The organism is Seongchinamella sediminis, from assembly GCF_003457605.1.
Lineage (GTDB): Bacteria > Pseudomonadota > Gammaproteobacteria > Pseudomonadales > Halieaceae > Halioglobus > Halioglobus sediminis.
Window position 1 is genome coordinate 71,603 of record NZ_QRAN01000014.1, and the last position, 15,877, is coordinate 87,479.

Consider the following 15,877-nt stretch of genomic DNA (forward strand, 5'->3'; position numbering starts at 1 on the left):
ATTTTCCTCTGGTAGTCGATGCCGTACGCATTATCAGCTAGAGCCGCCTGCTTGCTTGTGCTATACATTAATACCGAGTTGTTACAAATGCCAAGGATACCCCATCATGATACGTCTGCTGCTAGCTGTTACAGTCGCCACCGTGTTCGCCCTGCCTGCCCAGGCCGGGGATGAAGAGCTTTGCCTGGATTGCCACGAGCCCGCCGAGGACTGGGAGGGGATGAGCGCCGACGAAATTCTGGCAACGGCCAGCGATACTTCTATCAAGCGCCACGCGGACAACGCTGAATTCAGCGAGGAGCAGTTAAAGGCCATTATTGCCACCCTGCTGGCTGAATAACCGCGCCGGTTTTTCCAGCCAGCCCCTGAGGTTTTCCGCCGCCAGCTGGGCCAGGGCTTCGATGTGTTCGCTGCTGCTGTTGAGGCAGGGAATGTAGCCGAAGCTCTCACCGCCCGCAGCCATGAAATAGCCCCGGTTCTCCACCCCGATCTCCTCGATGGTTTCCAGGCAGTCGGCGCTGAAGCCCGGGCAGATGACCTGTACCGATTTAACGCCTTCGGCGGGCAGGGCCTTGAGGGTCTCGTCCGTGTAGGGCTGTAGCCATTCTTCCCGGCCGAAGCGGGACTGGAAACAGGTGGTGTACTGGTCTTCTTCCAGTCCCAGCAGTTCCGCCACCAGACGCGTGGTTTTCAGGCACTGGCAGTGGTAGGGGTCACCCTGATCGAGATAGCGTTTGGGCTCGCCGTGATAGGAGAACACCAGCTTGTCGGCGCCGCCGTGTTCGGCGCGATAATTCTGGATGCTGGCCGCCAGCGCCGCGATGTAGCCCGGGTGATCACAATAGTGACCGACGAAACGCAGCTGCGGCAGCCAGCGGCGGCGGCTGAAGTCCGCGGCCAGGGCGTCGAAGGTGGAGCCGGTCGTGGGGCCGGAGTACTGGGGGTACAGCGGCATCACCAGCAGCTTGCGCACCCCGCGGTCGAACATGGACTGCAGCACGCTGTCGATGGAGGGCTCGCCGTAGCGCATGGCGAAGTCCACCAGGATGTCATCGCCGTAAATGTTTTCCAGGGCCTGCGCCAGCTGGTTGGCCTGCTCGCGGGTATGCACCAGCAGGGGTGAGCCCTGCTCTGTCCACACCGTGGCGTAGGCTTTGGCGGAGCGCCGTGGGCGCAGATTGAGAATTATCCCGTTGAGAATGAACCACCACAGCAGGCGGGGCACTTCCACGACCCGTGGGTCGGAGAGGAATTGCTTGAGGTAGGGGCGCAGGGCCTTGCTCGTGGGCGCCGCCGGCGTCCCGAGATTGGTGATCAGTACCCCAACCCGGGCGGGCTGCTGGTGGTCGAAGTTGTCAGTGCCGGTGTATTTCATGGGAGGCCAATATACGTAGATCTACGCATCTGGCCAAGCATTGGATGGGCTTTTGCCGAGATTCCGTAAACCCGCCGCCCGGCGGGTTTACGGGCTAACAGTGCCTAACGGGGATTGTGCACCACTGAGACGTCGGCATTGCGGCCGCTGCCGTGGCAGACGCTGCATTCCTCGACCACCTGGCCACTGTCGAGAGCCGCCTGGGTGGTGGCGAAGTTGCCGCCGTTGGAGCTCATGTGAGACATGGCCACCTGGTCATCGTGACAGCTGGCGCACACTGCCGCGGTGGGCGTGACGACGGTGTCATCGCTCGGGTCGGCGCGGTCGGCACCGGTATCCACGGTAACGCCGAGTACACCGTCCGCCAGTGGCAGGGTGTAGCCGGAGTCGGTGTGACAGGTGGTGCAGTTGCTGAGATCGCCGGGATAGTGCACCAGATCCTCGTTATACCGGTGGGTGGTGAAGCCGCCAAAGCCGACGATTTCAAGGGCATTTTCACGTATCGCTGCCGCGTGGATACCGTGGACCATGGTCTTGAAGTCGATGGATTCCTCGTCCTTGCCGTCGGTGGGCGGATCCATGGCAATTTCACGTCTGCGCTTGTCGGTATTGCGGGGGTTGTGGCAGGTCACGCAACCATCGATATCATCGGTGCGGTTGCCACCGTGCAGGGACAGTGTGCCGTGGCAGGCCAGGCAGTTATCCAATTCGACACGGGTGCGCCGGGCCACGGGGACGCCATCGGCCTCGTTGATAGAGAAGAATGCGTGTGCATTGGTCATCGGGATGGTCTCGGCGCCTTCCTCTTCATCGTCTACATCAAGGACCGGATGACCCTCGATAGTCGCCGCGCCTGAGCCACTGGCCGGGATGCCAGGTGCCGCGCTGCCATCGGGGACTGCCACCGGCATGGTTGCCGAATAGCTGCCGTCACCGTTGTCGACAAAGCTGGCGATGTCCTGGGTCTGTACCTGGCTGGCGTTATCGCCCTGGTTGCCGATGTTATTGTAGTCGTCAGTATCCCAGGCAACGCCAACGGCCAGGCGCGCACCGGGGCCGGTGAAGGCGGGATCATTCTTGATGTCCCAGTTCTCGCCAGTGTCCGGGTTACTGATCTTGAAGGTGACCACGGGCTGTTCACCGGGCATGGTGCTGTCGACCGCGAGTACCTCGGCTTTGAAGCTTTCACTGGCCTCTGCAACAAGCATGCGGTGGCTGTCGGCAATGCTGCCGGCAAAGCCGCTGCTGGAATGGCAGCTGGCGCAGTTCGCCTCTTCCTGCCCGGCAATATGGCCCTGTGCGCGCTCACCATCGTGGCAACTGCCGCAGGCGGCGGCGGACGGGTACTCGGCCCAGTTGTCGCCCTGGGCAGTCAGCACCAGGTCATCGCGGCCTGCACCGGTGGCGCTGCCCGCGTGACAGTTAACACAGTTGCGGATGTCCTGGGGATAGTGGAGCATGGAGTAGTCGTGCTTGCTGCCGCGGAAACCGATAATGTAGTAATCCTCGCCGGCGCCGACACTGGGCAGATTGGCCCCCGAGTGCAACTTGTGGATCATGACTTTCATGTCCACGGTGTTGGTACTGTGGGCGTCGGTGGAGCCGGCGTTGTGACAGGTCACACAGTACTGCACTTCCTGACGGTTGCCGCCGTGGATGGCCAGCGGGTCGTGACAGTTGTTGCAGTTGGCGGTAGCGGCGATATCCATGTTGAATACGCCGCTGGCACCGGGGTTTGCCGGGATCCAGTCATACACCGGGTTGGCCGTGGTGTTTGGGTTGCCGTCAAACTGGATCACCACGCGATGGGTCCGGTCGGCTTCATAGCTCAGGTCCAGCCCTTCCTCTTCCGCCTGGGCGAGGATGTCCTCGGGGATATCGCTGAGGCTCATGCCGAAGGTGTAGCTGTAGGTGCCATCCTCGTTGTTGACGAAATTATCCTCTTCGCGTTCGTAGGTTGCCTGTAGTCGGTCCTCGGTGCCAACGTCGGTCACCCCCCAGTTATCCGGGGGCTCGATGTCGTTAACGTAGGACTGCCAGGTACCCGTCATGCTGCCGAGTTCACTGGCCTGCAGCTTGGCGATGGTAAAGCGAACATTGCCAGGCTCCAGATCGGTGATGGCGGTGCCGTTGCCGTCAGTGAGTTGGAACTCGACAGTCGCGACGTTGTTGTCATCCAGGGTGACGCTGGTGATGGTCGCCAACAGTTCCCCGGCTTCCGTATAGGGGACGGGTGTGGGATCAGGAATGATCGGCGGGGGCGGTGTTACCGGGCCATTGCCGGGCGGTGGTCCGGGGTCAACGCCGGCGGCGCGATCACCGCCGCCACCACCACCGCAGGCGACCAGCAGGCCGAGTGTGGCCGCCATCATCCAGTTGCGTGTCAATGTTCCCATGGCTCTACTCCCGCCTCTAAGGGCCAAGTTGGTGTTACTGCCAGCTGTATACGGCCGATACACCCACGTAGTGAATATTTTCGTTGGGGTTGCGTGCCCCGAATGTCAGTACCTTGTCGATGCTGTTCGCCTGCACGCCCTCCAGGGCCCAGTCGTCCGAGCTGTACCGGTAGTACTGGTAGTCCAGTTTGAACGACAGGTCCTGGCGCATATGCCAGGTGCCGCTGGCGACAAAGTGGTGCAGGGTGGTGTCCACCGTCGGCAGGTCTTCCGGGGCCAGGTCAGCGGCACCGTAGGTTCTGAATTCCTGGTCACTTTCGGTGTCGACGAAGCTGTAGTCCGCTTCCAGCTCCAGGTCCTCCGACAGCTGCCACAGCAGGTTGGCGCCGATGGTGACGCTGCTGTCGGTGATGTCGGTGCGCCAGTCGCGGTCAGGATCGCTGGCCTGGGGCAGGGGCGTATAGACGGCAAACGCATCTTTTTCCCCGCCTCCGCGGAACGCGCGCCCCATCTGCTCTGATTCAAAACGGTCGTAGCCGCCGTACAGGGTCGCGGATACGTGCTGAGTCGGATTGTAGCTGGCGCTCAGGTGATAGCGCTCCCAGTAGGCGTAGCGCAGGCCGGTGTAGGTCTTGTCGTAGTCGTCGTTGCGGACCAGCAGGCTGAGGTTGAGGTTCCACTCCTGTGCCGGCAGCCAGCTGAGGTCGAGCTTGCCCTGTTCCTGTTCCCGGTTGGCGAGGTGATACTGGCTCAGTTCCGGGTGGTTGATATAACGCTGGTTGTCCGGGGTGGCGTTGATCAGTTCGACGTCCAGCAGGGCGTAGTAACGCTGGTCCCATTGGTAGGTGTCGGCGGCACGGTTGCCATAGAGCAGTTCCGCGCGGGCGGTGAAATTGTTCCAGGGCTGGATGCGGTAGCCCAGGGTAAAGCGGTCTTCCTCGGTTTCCTCTACCGCCGCGTTTTCCCGCTCGATCTGTTCGTAGGCATATTCCAGCTGCAGGCGGCTGCGTTTGGGCAGCCGGTAACTGGCTTCTATCCCCGTGGTCTGGGAGAGGTAATGGTGCGAGGTGTTATAGACGGCGAGCGCCTGCTCCGGCTGGCGGCTGCCATCACCGCGAATATAGCGATAGCCGTCCCGGGGGTTGTCGTAATCCCGCTCCCGGCCGCGGAAATAAATATCGACATCCAGCTTGCGCAGCGGTCGCAGCCAGAGTTTGGCATTGACGGTGCCGGTCTGCGCCTCGCCGTCGAAAGAATCGCGCGGCAGCGGCTGGCTCAGGCTGGCCGCCGGATTGATGCTGTAGTCGAGGTAGTCCTGGTCCTGTTCGGTGACGGCGTAACTGCCATCAAACTGGAAGCGGGCGCTGGGGGTGATGATGTACTGCCCGGTGATCCGGCCGCGCAGCTGCTCGTTGTCAGGTGCCTGGCCCAGACCCCCGGCGCTATCCGGGTAACGTGAGCTGTACGGGTTTTGCCAGACCAGAATGTCATCCTCGTTGTTAAAACCCGAGTACTCGATGCGGCCCTCGATGTTGAGTTTGCCACTGCCATAGGCGAGGCCGAGGTCAAACTCGGTGGTGCGGTAGTCTACCGGTCGCGGTAACAGCGCCGCATCGCCGGAGGACGCGTCCACGTACATGGCGCCGGCGGTATCGCTGGTGCCCTGCTTTTCCTCGTAGGACAGATTGCCGTCCAGTCGCCAGCTGTCGTTGAGCCTGAGCTCGACACCGGCGAACAGCTTGTCTCGTTCGAGTTCGCGATCAAACTGGTGCAGGCTGGCCTGCAACTGGCTGAAGTCGCCTGTGGTGGAGCCGGTCACCCAGTTGTCGGGCAGGCGCAGGGGCGCGCCGGAACCGCGGAACGGGGTCTCGCCACTGTTATTACGGATCTGTATCTGGGAATCGAAGCCGAGGCTAAACTGCAACTTGCTGTTGTTGCTCCAGCTCACCCTGCCTTCCCGTGTATCCAGGCCCAGGTCTGACATGGAGACCCGCCACTGGCTGTTACTGTTGCTGAAACCCTGCCAATGCAGGTTGCCAATCAGCACGGCGCCATCGTCCGACAGGCCGTTGTACTGGCCGAACATGAAGTTGTCGTCGGCGGTGTAGCCCAGGCCCAGCTCAAGACCGTTACCGTGGCCGGCTATCCGGTAGCCCTGGCTCAGGTTCACCACCAGGGGCGCATAGTCGGCCTCCGGCTGCGCCGTTTTATCCTCGTCCTGGGCCACGGCGCCATGGGCCAGCAGCACCAGGGCGCTGGCAGCGGTGAGCCGGAACGGCAGGTGTCTGCGATGCGTCATCGTGTCAGCCTCGCTCCCGACGGGTGGTTGGAACCGTGGACCTGGGAGTGGCAGTTCAGGCAGTTCTTGCCAACCAGGTTGCGGTTGCTGCCGCCGCCGGGCAAACCCTCGGCCCCATAGGGCAGGCTGGGGTGGAACGCGGCGGAGTGGCACTGCTGGCAGAGGGCGGGCCCCCGGGATGTCAGCAGGCGGTCGTTCACCGAGCCGTGGGGGTTGTGGCAGGTGGAGCAGTCCTCGGTGACCGGTTCGTGCTCCCACAGCAATGGCCCACGCATCTCCTGGTGGCAGCTGTAGCAGTTCTCGTTGAGGGTGACCTGATGCAGGTCGGCCTCGGTCGCGCTGCCATGGGGGTTGTGGCAGTCGGTGCAGGCTGTTTTGCCCTCGGCAATGGGATGCCTGGAGGGCAGCTTCATCTGCGCCCGCTGGCGGCTGTGGCAGGTCAGGCACTGGTCGCCGGCCAGTTCCGTGCTCATGGCCGGGTCGTGGCGGGTGTGGGAAGTATGGCAATCGGCGCAGGCCAGGTTTTCCTGCTCGTGCTCGCTGCCGAGCCACAATAACTGCTTGTCTGCCGTATGGCAGTCCTGGCAGGCGCCGTTGCGGGCTTCCAGGTCGGAAAGCCAGGTCGGGCCGAAACTCACATCCGGTGGATTGCGGCGGCCCCGGCGATCGTGGGCCTCGGAGGCGCCATGGCAGGCGGTGCAGGCGGCCGCTCCGCCACCCAGCAGGTTGCCATGGACACTGCTGAACACATCGTGAACCGGTATGTCAGCGTCTGCGGTATGGCAGTCGAGGCAGCCCGGGCCTTCGTCGGCCCACGCCAATACTGCCAGCAGTGTACTGCAAGCAACCACAACTGCCCGAATCCATCGCGTATTCATCGGCACCATTACTCGGCTGTGAAGTCTGTATCGTCGCCGCCAAAACTCAGGGTCAGCGGCAGCGACACCCAGTGTTTCGCGCCCGGGTTTTGTTTGCCGCCAAGGGCAACACCCAGGGTGTACTTCTCGCTCTTATTAAAATTCAAACCACTTTCAGTATCGTCCAGCCTGCGGGTGAACGCCACGGTGCGACGAGCACCGTCTGATGAAGTGTTGATTTCGATCAACTTTGATGCCTGCCAGGGGGTGTCCGCCAGCAGCGTGGCGGTATCCAGTTTTCCGGATTGCAGGTTCAGCCGCCAGATTTCGGCGAATTTGCCTTCGGCCTGCAATTGGGCAAGTTCCTCGCTGCTGCGCACAATCGCCGGCTGGCCGATTTGCTGCCTTTGCGCCCGGGATACTCCCAGGTACTTCTGGCTGACTCTGCCCCGGTCACGGCTCATCCCCGCCATGTCGTTATGACAGGCAGCAAAGCATCCACCGCGGGCGAAGGCATCATTACTGCGATCGCCCCACATGATGGAGAGTTGCTGGTCATCGCTGCTGGCCTGCCAACTGACGCTCACCTGCAGGGCGTTATCGGTGACGGCGAAGGCCAGCGCAATATTGCGTGCTGCGGGATCAATGCTCCCGTCTGCAAGAATCTCACCCATGGCGGCCTCATCGCCCCGGTGGCATTGCAGGCAATTGGCGCCCTGGCGCAGGGGCTGGGAGCCGGGGTGCTGGTGCAGCAGCCAGTCGCTGTCGGTCATCCCCGGGTAGAACAGGGTCACGTCTGCTGATGGCGCAGGCTCCGGGTGCATGGGCGGGGCGGAATCCGCGGGCGCGTGGGCAATGCCCTGGTGACAGTCCAGGCAGGTGCGCTCCGGGTTGTTCATTACCTTGTGGTAGCTCTTGGCCTTGGCCGAGACGCGCTTGCTGCCGGCCATGCGCTCCAGGTCATGGCAATACAGGCAGCCTGCGGAACCGTTGCTGAGCATCTGTGCCTGGGCGTCTTCGTGGTTGTGCGGGTTGTGGCACTCGGTACAGGGCGGGTTGCGCTTCTTGCGCCGTTCCATGCCGTGGATGCCCTGTTTCTGTGCCTTGTGACAGGTTTCGCAGACGGCGCCCTGGGAGCTGGCGACCTGGACCTTGTCTTCCGCGGTGTGGATGTCGTGGCAGGTGATACAGGTGATGTTGTTGTGCATGTGCAGGGCGTGGCGCCAGCTGCGGGCGGCGTCCTGCTCATGACAGCCCAGGCAGGGCTTGTCCTGGTCGCCGGCGCTGGAACTCCAGCGGGGTCCGAAACTGACTTCCGGTGAATTTCGCCGCGGAGCGCGCAGGTGGTCGGCGCTGGTGCCGTGGCATTCGATGCAGCCCTGGCGGTCATCCCCCGCTTCCAGCGCAGTGCCGTGGGCGCCGGCCAGTACCAGGTGTACCGGCGAATCCTCGCCGTAGTCGTGGCATTCCAGGCAGGCCTGGGAACCCGTTTCCTCGGCTGTGGCGGCAGCGGCCCCCAGGCCAAGCAACAGCAGGGCCAGTCCGGCGATAACGGTATTTCGCATGATCGAGTCTCTCCTGCCGGGTGGTGTCGCCGGCGCCGTGGTCAGATCGAGTTGTCGGGGTGAGCAACGCCCGCGTGACAGTCGATACAGGTCTTGCGATTGGCGGCAAGCGCGCGATGGAAACGCTGGGCCTTGGACGTCTGGATCACCGAGAGCATCCGTTGGGCGTCGTGGCAATTGCGGCATTCCTGGGAATCGTTGGCCTTGAGCCGGTTGATTTCCCGCTCCTTCATGGCCGGTGCGTGGGCCTGGTACTTCTCGGGGGTATCGATAATGCCGGTTATGGAGCCCCACACTTCCCGCGCCGCTTCGACCTTGCGCACCATTTTGGGGAAGAACTCCCGGGGAACGTGGCAGTCGGAACAGCCGGCGCTGACCCCGCTGGCGTTATTGAAGTGGCTGGTTTTCTGTAATTGTGCCAGCGGGATTTCCATTTCATGGCAGCTGGTGCAGAACTTGTCGGTGCTGGTCGCGTGCAGGGTGGCCTCGAAAGTGAGCAGCCCGGCAGCGCCGATCACGACGCCTGCGGCCAGCAGCAGGAGAGTCTTCCTGTTCCCCATTATTGATCCCATTCCCTAGTTGGTGTGGGGTTATTCTGAATCAGGCCCGCGGAAAAATCCAGCGTATCAGGCCATCAGGGTGTCGGCGATGAGACCCAGCAGGAACAGGGAAGTGAACTGTCGGGTGTGTCTGAACGCGAACGCGGAAAACCATAGCGGCCAGATGCCGGGCGGGTAATCGCCCGGCGCAGCCGCTGGTTTGGCCTGGCGGTATACCCGCAGCAGCGCGGGCAACCTGGGCACGTTGGCCAGCACGATTAATAGCGGCCAGCCGAAGCTGCCGCCCGCAACCAGTGCCAGGCACAGCAGGTACTGGGCCGTTATCATCACCAGCACACTGTGGCGCGACAGCTTTTCCCCGAGTATGACGGGCAGGGTATTCACGCCCTTGCCCCGGTCGGCCTCGAGCTTGTCGGTATGCTTGCCGAACAATACGGTGGTCGGGCCCAGGGCAAAGACCAGGCTGAGCCAGGTCACGTCCCAGCTCCACTGCCCGGCCAGCACGTAGTAGCTGCCTCCCACCATCAGCGGGCCCCAGACCAGCAGTACCGCCGGCTCCCCCATGCCGTAATACTTCAGCGGCCAGGTGTAGAAGAGCACGAAAAAAGCGCCGGCCAGCATCAGGTCCAGGGTCAGGCCGCTGCGCTGGTAAATCAGCCAGCCGCCCAGCGCCATGGCAATGCCGGCGGTCACCCCGAGATAGCGCCAGAACTCGCCCTCGTTCATCAGACCGTCTTCCAGCACGTGCACGCCGTACTGGTTGCGGTAGTAGTTGTCCTTGTCTATGCCCCGGCGCGAGTCGGTGTAATCGTTGAGCAGGTTGTTGGTGGCGTGCGCGAACATCAGGCCGATCACGGTTGCCAGCCACAGGTCCCACTGGAACAGACCTGCCCGCCAGGCCATCAGCCCGCCGAGGGCGGCGGCGGTAAAAGTCATGAACAATACCGAGGCGCGGCAGGCAATCAGCCAGCGGGCCACCGGGTCCAGTGCCTGCCATTCGTGCTGGGACAGTTTTGGCATCTGGTGCAGGGCCCGGCCCCACATTTTCACATCGATCATTTTTTCGCCGCTTTGCTCTGCTCTGGTTGGGATAAGCCGATTAGCCGACTAGATTAACCGATTTTCCCGGAATGTCAGGTAGCAGTAAGAAAAATGCGGCGGCACACATTGCCGGATTGTAATCCTCTGCTAGGCTTTCCACAGTACCAGTATGCTGTTGGCGGGCAAGTGTGTCCGCACAAATATCCGGGGACAACAACTGAACGTGAAACTGCTACGTATTGGATTCATTCTCGCCGCACTGGGTGTCGGCGCAGTCGCCAGCTGGGCCGTGATCGATACCGCGTTCCACGCCACCGGCGATTACGAATTCTGCACCAGCTGCCATGCCTATGAGCCCATTGCCCGCGCCTACCGGGAAGATGTTCACGGCGGCAACAATCCGCAGGGTGTCCGCGCGGCCTGTAACGACTGCCACCTGCCCCACGACAACTCCCTGCACTACTTCCTGGTCAAGGCCAAGCACGGGATCAAGGACCCGCTGCTGGAGCTGATCAAGGACCCGCACGAAGTGGACTGGCACGCCATTCGCGAGCGCCGCGAGGAATTTGTCTACGATTCCGCCTGCCTGGAGTGCCACAAGTACCTCGAGACCGCCACGGAAGGTAACCGCAGGGCCTTTCGTTCCCATCGCCGCTATTTCGGTGACCCGGACGACTACAACTGCGTGGAGTGCCACGAGCACGTGGGGCACAACCGCCTTGGATACCACCTGGAATCATTGGGATGGGAGAAACCACAAGACGAGGCGCAATAGAGAGGCGCAATAAAAAAGCGGCAGCCCGGACTGCCGCTGGCTGATACCGCTAGCAGTAAGCTCACCCTCCCTACCACGAAATTATTGACCTGTCGCACTGTACGGACCGTGAAGCAGTCCGGTAGTATCCGCTGCGCATAATAAGTCACTTGCTGTTACAGGAGGATGCCGATGAAGTTGTGGCACTGTGCTGGCGCGCGCTCCTTGCGCCCGCTGTGGGCACTGGAAGAAATGGGCCTGGAATACGAGTTGGAGATTGTGCCGTTTCCGCCGCGGGTGTTGCAGAAAGACTACCTCGAGGTGAATTCCCTGGGCACCGTGCCGTACTTCGTCGATGGCGATACCCAGATGACCGAATCCTCCGCCATTTGCCAGTACCTGGTGGACCGCTACCAGCAATATGATTTAGGCCTCAGTCCGCAGCACCCGGAATACGGCGCGTACCTTAACTGGCTGCATCACGCGGACGCCACGCTGACATTTCCGCAGACGATATCCATGCGTTACTACTATCTCGAGCCCACGCCGGAAAAGCAGGCCGTGGCCGACGATTACGCCAGGTGGTTTGTCGCCCGCCTGCGGCGCCTGGACGAGCACCTGCTGGAACATGAGTACCTGGTGGACAAGCGCTTTACCATCGCCGATATCGCCATCGGCTATGCCCTGTATCTGTCCCGGGCTCTGCAGCTGGATGAACACATCAAGCCCCAGACTCGCGCCTACCTGGAGCGGGTGACAGCGCGCCCGGCTTTTGCCCGGGCCGATGCCATGGGTGAGCCGCTGCAACTACCCGAGCGCGGCTAGGGCCGTGACGACAGTGACTGCAGTCGCCGGAGGCTGTTAATGGCAAAGAAACGAAACAAGACTTTTCCGACCCGGGCGCTGGGGCGCAGCCTGACCGTGTCCATGGCGGGGCTGCGCGCCGGCGGTGCCCTGGCAATGGATTCTGCCGTGTCGAAGGTGATGGGGCGCGGCGATGATGATTCCCAGTCGGATTTTGCCCGCCGGGAAGCCCAGCGATTCACCGCGGAGCTGGGGCGGCTCAAGGGCACCTACGTCAAGATCGGCCAGATGCTGGCCCTGTTCGGCGAGCATTTCCTGCCGCCGGTGCTGGTCGAGGCGCTGCGCGACCTGTCGGACCAGACCGAAGCCCTGCACTGGGATGCGCTGGAATCTTTTGTTCGCGACTCCCTCGGCGACCGTTTCGACGAGCTGGAAATAGACCCGGAGGCAGTGGCTGCCGCGTCCCTGGCGCAGGTGCACCTGGCGAAGGTCAGCGCCAGCGGCGAGTGGATTTGCCTCAAGATCCAGTATCCTGGCCTGGCGGAGATGATAGACAGCGACTTTGACGCCGTGGTCAAAATGCTGGTGCTGGCACGCTGGGTTAAATCCGGACGTGACCTGGACAACTGGATGCAGTCATTGCGCAGCCACCTGCACAACGAGATCGATTACCAGCGGGAGGCCGAGCTGACCGAGCGGATGGCGGCACTGGTGGCCGGGCTGGAGCTGGAGGGCGTGCACTACCATGTGCCCGAACTGCGCCGGCGCTACTGCACCGGTGACATCCTGGCCATGGAGTTTATCGAAGGCTTTACGGTGGCGGATCCGGATGTGGCCGCCCTGTCCCAGGAGCGCCGGAATGCCCTCGCCAAGGCCATGCTGGAGCTGTTCTTCTACGAGCTCTATGACTGGGGCCTGCTGCAGACCGACCCCAATTTTGGCAACTACCTGTTGCGCCTGGATGACCGGCGCAAGAAAACCGCGGATGATGAACTGGCGCTGCTGGACTTTGGCTCGGTGCTGGATTGTTCCGAGGAGTTTCTCTACCACCTGCGGGAGACCATCGCCGCCAGCCAGCAGCGCGATGTGCCGCGTATCATCGATGGCCTGGTGGGGCTTGGCTGCCTGCAGCCCGGGGTGAGCGACGAGGGGCGGCAGATGTTCGCCGATTTCTGCCTGCACCTGCTGGAACCGCTGCGCCCGGTGGAGCAACTGCCTGCCGAGTACCTCAACGACCAGGGTGAATACTGCTGGGGCCGCTCGCGGCTGATGCGGCGGGCAGGCAAACAGGCGGCCGCCTCGGCGGCCAGCCGGCACTTTACCCCGCCATCCCGCGATTTTGCACTGATCGCCCGCAAGCTAACCGGCGTATTCAACTTTATCGCGGCTCTGGATGCCCAGTTCAATGCCTGCGATATGATCGAGGCCCATATCGCGGCCTGGCAGGAGCGGGAGCAGCGTGGCAAAAGGAAATAAACCGGACGACAAGCACAAGGCAATCCCCACCTCCCGGGTAGGGCGGTTTGCCCGTGTCGCCCGCATGGCCAGCGGTGTCGCCGGCGGTATGCTGGCGGAGGGCACCCGGCAGATCCGCGCCGGCAAGCGGCCCAGGGCCCGGGACATGCTGCTCACCCCCGCCAATGCCCGCCGGGTCGCCGACCAGCTGGCCACCATGCGCGGTGCGGCGATGAAGGTGGGCCAGATCCTGTCCATGGACACGGGGGACTTCCTGCCCCGTGAACTGGCGGACATTCTCGCCCGGTTGCGCGCCGATGCCCGCTACATGCCCCCGGGGCAGCTGGACCGCGTGATGTCCGAGGCCTACGGCGACGACTGGGAAGTCCAGTTCTATGGTTTTCAGCACAGGCCCCTGGCGGCGGCCTCCATTGGCCAGGTGCACCAGGCCCTGTCACCGGATGGTCGGGAAATCGTTCTCAAGGTGCAGTACCCCGGGGTCGCCGGCAGCATCGATGCCGATGTGGACAATATCGCCTCGCTGTTGCGAATGTCGGGGCTGCTGCCGCCGGAGATGGACATCCAGCCCCTGCTGGACGACGCCAAGGCGCAGCTGCATGACGAGGCCGACTACAACAAGGAGGCGGAGTTCCTGGCGGCATTCGGTGATCTCCTGGCCGGCGACGATCGCTTCCTTGTGCCCGAGGTGCTGCCCGACCTCACTCGCAAGACGGTGCTGGTGATGACCTACGTTGCTGGCCAGCCGATCGAGACCATTGCCGAGCTGCCCCAGGCAGAGCGCGACGCAGTGATGAGCGCCCTGGTCGAGCTGATGTTCCGCGAACTGTTCGAACTGCGAATGGTGCAGACCGACCCCAATTTCGCCAATTACCAGTACGACCCTGACAGCGGCAAAATCATCCTGCTGGACTTTGGCGCCACCCGCCGTTTCAAGGCCGCATTCGTCAACAGTTACCGCAGCCTGGCGAAGGCAGCGATAGCCGGCAACCGCAAGCGGATGGTCGCCGCCGCAGAACGTGTCGGTTACGCCATGGGCGACGAGGACAGTGAATACCGGGAGCTGGTGCTGGAGCTGTTCCTGATGGCCATGGAGCCACTGCAAACTGATGAGCCCTATGACTTCGCCCGCTCCGACATGACCCGGCGGATGTCAGCGCGGGCCGAGGAAGTTACCGGTTTCCGCGATTTCTGGCAGGCGCCCCCCACTGATGCGGTCTACTTTCACCGCAAACTGGGGGGGATGTTCATGCTGGCCAGCCGGCTGCGAGCCCGGGTCAACGTGCACCGCCTGATCAGCCAGTTCCTGTAAACCTCAGCCGACGGTCGCGGCGTACAGTTCGTCGAAAGATTCCTGCAGGCACTGGGCGTAAAATTCCGGGTCCGGCATCATGTCGCGGCAGGCAGTGAACGACAGAACCACGGAGCCCTTCTTGTCCTGCACCGAACTGTAGACAATCTGGAACAGGCCGACATTGGGCAACAGGGGGCCGAGGCTGATCGAGTCCACCAGCTCGGCGCCACACAGGTACAACTGGTGAGGCGTTCCCGGTACATTGGTGACAATGGTGTTGAACATCACGCTGGCCTCGGACAGGCCGGTGGCAGCGGCCGTGCGTATCGCCAGCGACAGTACGTTGCCAGGCAGGACATCGGTGAGGTCAACGGCAAACCGCGGGCCGAGTGCCTCGGCGTAGGCTTTTGCCGACAGGGATTCCTCGTGAATGGCGGCCAGGCGTTCCGCGGGGTCCTCCAGGTCTGAACGCAGACTGACATTCATGAAGCCCACCATGTTGCCGCCCGCGGCCCGGTCTTCCGGCGAGCGGACGTCGATGGGACAGCCGGTAACCAGCGATTCCTCCGGCAATTCGTCCTTGTCCATGAGGTACTTGCGCATCGCCCCCGAGACGATGGTCAGCATGGTGTCGTTGACGGTGGCGCCGGGGCAGGAATTCTTGATCGCGCGGATGGCTTCAAAATCGAACTTGCGCGCGTCCACCACCCGATGGCGGGATATCTTGCCCTGAAAACGGGTGGCCTGCTTGTCCTCGAGAAAGTGTATGCTGCCCGCCTTGCGCCCTTTCCTGACGCGCATGACCGCGGGCACAGACTCCTTGATGAAATCCAGGGCCTGGCCCGGCTTGCGCCAGGCGTCGAGGTAGGCGCGGCCCAGCATGCGCGCCTTCGATGGCCGTTCGACGATCCATGCCGGCGGGTTGCCGCGATCCGTGGTTTCCGGTGTCAGGTCGTGGACGATATTCATGAACTGGGTGCCGGTAGCGCCGTCCATGGCGCAATGGTGTACTTTCACAAGCACACCGAAACAGCCAGGGGGATAGCCCTCGACGTTATTGAGCCCCTCGATTACGTACATTTCCCACATCGGCTTGTCCCGGCGCAGGGGTACCGAGTGGATGCGCGCGGCGAGTATGCACAACTGGCGCCAGTCACCGGGTTTTGGCAGGGCGATATGGCGCACGTGGTACTCGAGGTCGAAGTCGGGGTCCTCAACCCAGTAGGGGCGCCCGAGATTGCCCGGCACGAAGGCCAGCTTGCGGCGGAAAATGGGCGACAGGTGCAGCCGCCGCTCCAGCATGGCCAGAATCTGCTTGAAACGGACCTTGCCACCGGGCGCGGTGGACTGGTCATAGATGCTGACGCCGCCGATGTGCTGGGGAAGCCCATCGATCTCCGCATGGAGAAACATCGCATCCTGGCCGGACAGTTGTTGCATTGTTATTACCTCCTGGATC

General features: G+C 62.6%; 13 protein-coding genes. 5 read left to right on the forward strand and 8 right to left on the reverse strand.

The features are described from left to right. Positions 1-106: 106 nt before the first annotated feature. Entirely contained in the window at positions 107-340 is a 234-nt protein-coding gene (locus DWB85_RS13430) for a hypothetical protein (protein WP_117955538.1), read from the forward strand. On the opposite strand, the gene hemH is transcribed toward DWB85_RS13430, so the two are convergent. The 7 genes from hemH to DWB85_RS13465 all read right to left on the reverse strand — a co-directional run bounded on the left by hemH (position 305) and on the right by DWB85_RS13465 (position 10,111). Then, positions 305-1,375, reverse strand: coding sequence for a ferrochelatase (gene hemH, locus DWB85_RS13435; protein ID WP_117955540.1), 1,071 nt, complete (start codon positions 1,373-1,375; stop codon positions 305-307). The genes DWB85_RS13430 and hemH overlap by 36 nt on opposite strands. A gap of 104 nt (positions 1,376-1,479) precedes the next feature. Further along, positions 1,480-3,771: an OmcA/MtrC family decaheme c-type cytochrome gene (locus tag DWB85_RS13440; RefSeq protein WP_133300621.1), complete on the reverse strand. Its 2,292-nt coding sequence runs from the start codon at positions 3,769-3,771 to the stop codon at positions 1,480-1,482. Positions 3,772-3,805: 34 nt separating this feature from the next. Beyond that, a complete protein-coding gene (locus DWB85_RS13445; protein WP_117955544.1) occupies positions 3,806-6,070 on the reverse strand; it encodes an MtrB/PioB family decaheme-associated outer membrane protein in 2,265 nt (754 codons plus the stop codon). Next, positions 6,067-6,891: a DmsE family decaheme c-type cytochrome gene (locus tag DWB85_RS13450; RefSeq protein WP_162846119.1), complete on the reverse strand. Its 825-nt coding sequence runs from the start codon at positions 6,889-6,891 to the stop codon at positions 6,067-6,069. The genes DWB85_RS13445 and DWB85_RS13450 overlap by 4 nt, the downstream gene beginning before the upstream one ends. Positions 6,892-6,956: 65 nt before the next feature. After that, a complete protein-coding gene (locus DWB85_RS13455) occupies positions 6,957-8,492 on the reverse strand; it encodes a cytochrome c3 family protein (RefSeq protein ID WP_117955548.1) in 1,536 nt (511 codons plus the stop codon). Positions 8,493-8,533: 41 nt separating this feature from the next. Next, positions 8,534-9,052: a NapC/NirT family cytochrome c gene (locus DWB85_RS13460; protein ID WP_162846120.1), complete on the reverse strand. Its 519-nt coding sequence runs from the start codon at positions 9,050-9,052 to the stop codon at positions 8,534-8,536. A 66-nt stretch (positions 9,053-9,118) separates the two neighbouring features. Beyond that, positions 9,119-10,111: a prenyltransferase gene (locus DWB85_RS13465; RefSeq protein ID WP_162846121.1), complete on the reverse strand. Its 993-nt coding sequence runs from the start codon at positions 10,109-10,111 to the stop codon at positions 9,119-9,121. A 205-nt stretch (positions 10,112-10,316) separates the two neighbouring features. On the opposite strand from DWB85_RS13465, the gene DWB85_RS13470 reads away from it, so the two are divergent. The 4 genes from DWB85_RS13470 to DWB85_RS13485 all read left to right on the forward strand — a co-directional run bounded on the left by DWB85_RS13470 (position 10,317) and on the right by DWB85_RS13485 (position 14,436). Beyond that, complete coding sequence (locus DWB85_RS13470; protein WP_162846122.1) at positions 10,317-10,868, forward strand: cytochrome c3 family protein; 552 nt, start codon at positions 10,317-10,319, stop codon at positions 10,866-10,868. Between the two features lie 171 nt (positions 10,869-11,039). Beyond that, positions 11,040-11,672, forward strand: coding sequence for a glutathione S-transferase family protein (locus DWB85_RS13475; RefSeq protein ID WP_117955555.1), 633 nt, complete (start codon positions 11,040-11,042; stop codon positions 11,670-11,672). A gap of 39 nt (positions 11,673-11,711) precedes the next feature. Beyond that, the gene (locus tag DWB85_RS13480) at positions 11,712-13,127 is read left to right on the forward strand and encodes an ABC1 kinase family protein (RefSeq protein WP_205422738.1); all 1,416 of its coding nucleotides are present in this window, start codon (positions 11,712-11,714) and stop codon (positions 13,125-13,127) included. After that, entirely contained in the window at positions 13,111-14,436 is a 1,326-nt protein-coding gene (locus DWB85_RS13485; RefSeq protein WP_239017330.1) for an ABC1 kinase family protein, read from the forward strand. Before DWB85_RS13480 ends, DWB85_RS13485 begins: the two co-directional genes overlap by 17 nt. A 3-nt stretch (positions 14,437-14,439) precedes the next feature. On the opposite strand, the gene DWB85_RS13490 is transcribed toward DWB85_RS13485, so the two are convergent. After that, positions 14,440-15,858 (reverse strand): WS/DGAT/MGAT family O-acyltransferase, encoded by a 1,419-nt coding sequence (locus tag DWB85_RS13490; protein ID WP_117955557.1) that lies wholly within the window; start codon positions 15,856-15,858, stop codon positions 14,440-14,442. Between the last annotated feature and the right edge of the window lie 19 nt (positions 15,859-15,877).

What these genes read in the sequence shown, in the direction of transcription:
- hemH (WP_117955540.1), bottom strand. Translation starts at nt 1,375, where the DNA reads ATGAAATACACCGGCACTGACAACTTCGACCACCAGCAGCCCGCCCGG.
- DWB85_RS13440 (WP_133300621.1), bottom strand. Translation starts at nt 3,771, where the DNA reads ATGGGAACATTGACACGCAACTGGATGATGGCGGCCACACTCGGCCTG.
- DWB85_RS13480 (WP_205422738.1), top strand. Translation starts at nt 11,712, where the DNA reads ATGGCAAAGAAACGAAACAAGACTTTTCCGACCCGGGCGCTGGGGCGC.
- DWB85_RS13465 (WP_162846121.1), bottom strand. Translation starts at nt 10,111, where the DNA reads ATGATCGATGTGAAAATGTGGGGCCGGGCCCTGCACCAGATGCCAAAA.
- DWB85_RS13430 (WP_117955538.1), top strand. Translation starts at nt 107, where the DNA reads ATGATACGTCTGCTGCTAGCTGTTACAGTCGCCACCGTGTTCGCCCTG.
- DWB85_RS13455 (WP_117955548.1), bottom strand. Translation starts at nt 8,492, where the DNA reads ATGCGAAATACCGTTATCGCCGGACTGGCCCTGCTGTTGCTTGGCCTG.
- DWB85_RS13460 (WP_162846120.1), bottom strand. Translation starts at nt 9,052, where the DNA reads ATGGGGAACAGGAAGACTCTCCTGCTGCTGGCCGCAGGCGTCGTGATC.
- DWB85_RS13490 (WP_117955557.1), bottom strand. Translation starts at nt 15,858, where the DNA reads ATGCAACAACTGTCCGGCCAGGATGCGATGTTTCTCCATGCGGAGATC.
- DWB85_RS13445 (WP_117955544.1), bottom strand. Translation starts at nt 6,070, where the DNA reads ATGACGCATCGCAGACACCTGCCGTTCCGGCTCACCGCTGCCAGCGCC.
- DWB85_RS13475 (WP_117955555.1), top strand. Translation starts at nt 11,040, where the DNA reads ATGAAGTTGTGGCACTGTGCTGGCGCGCGCTCCTTGCGCCCGCTGTGG.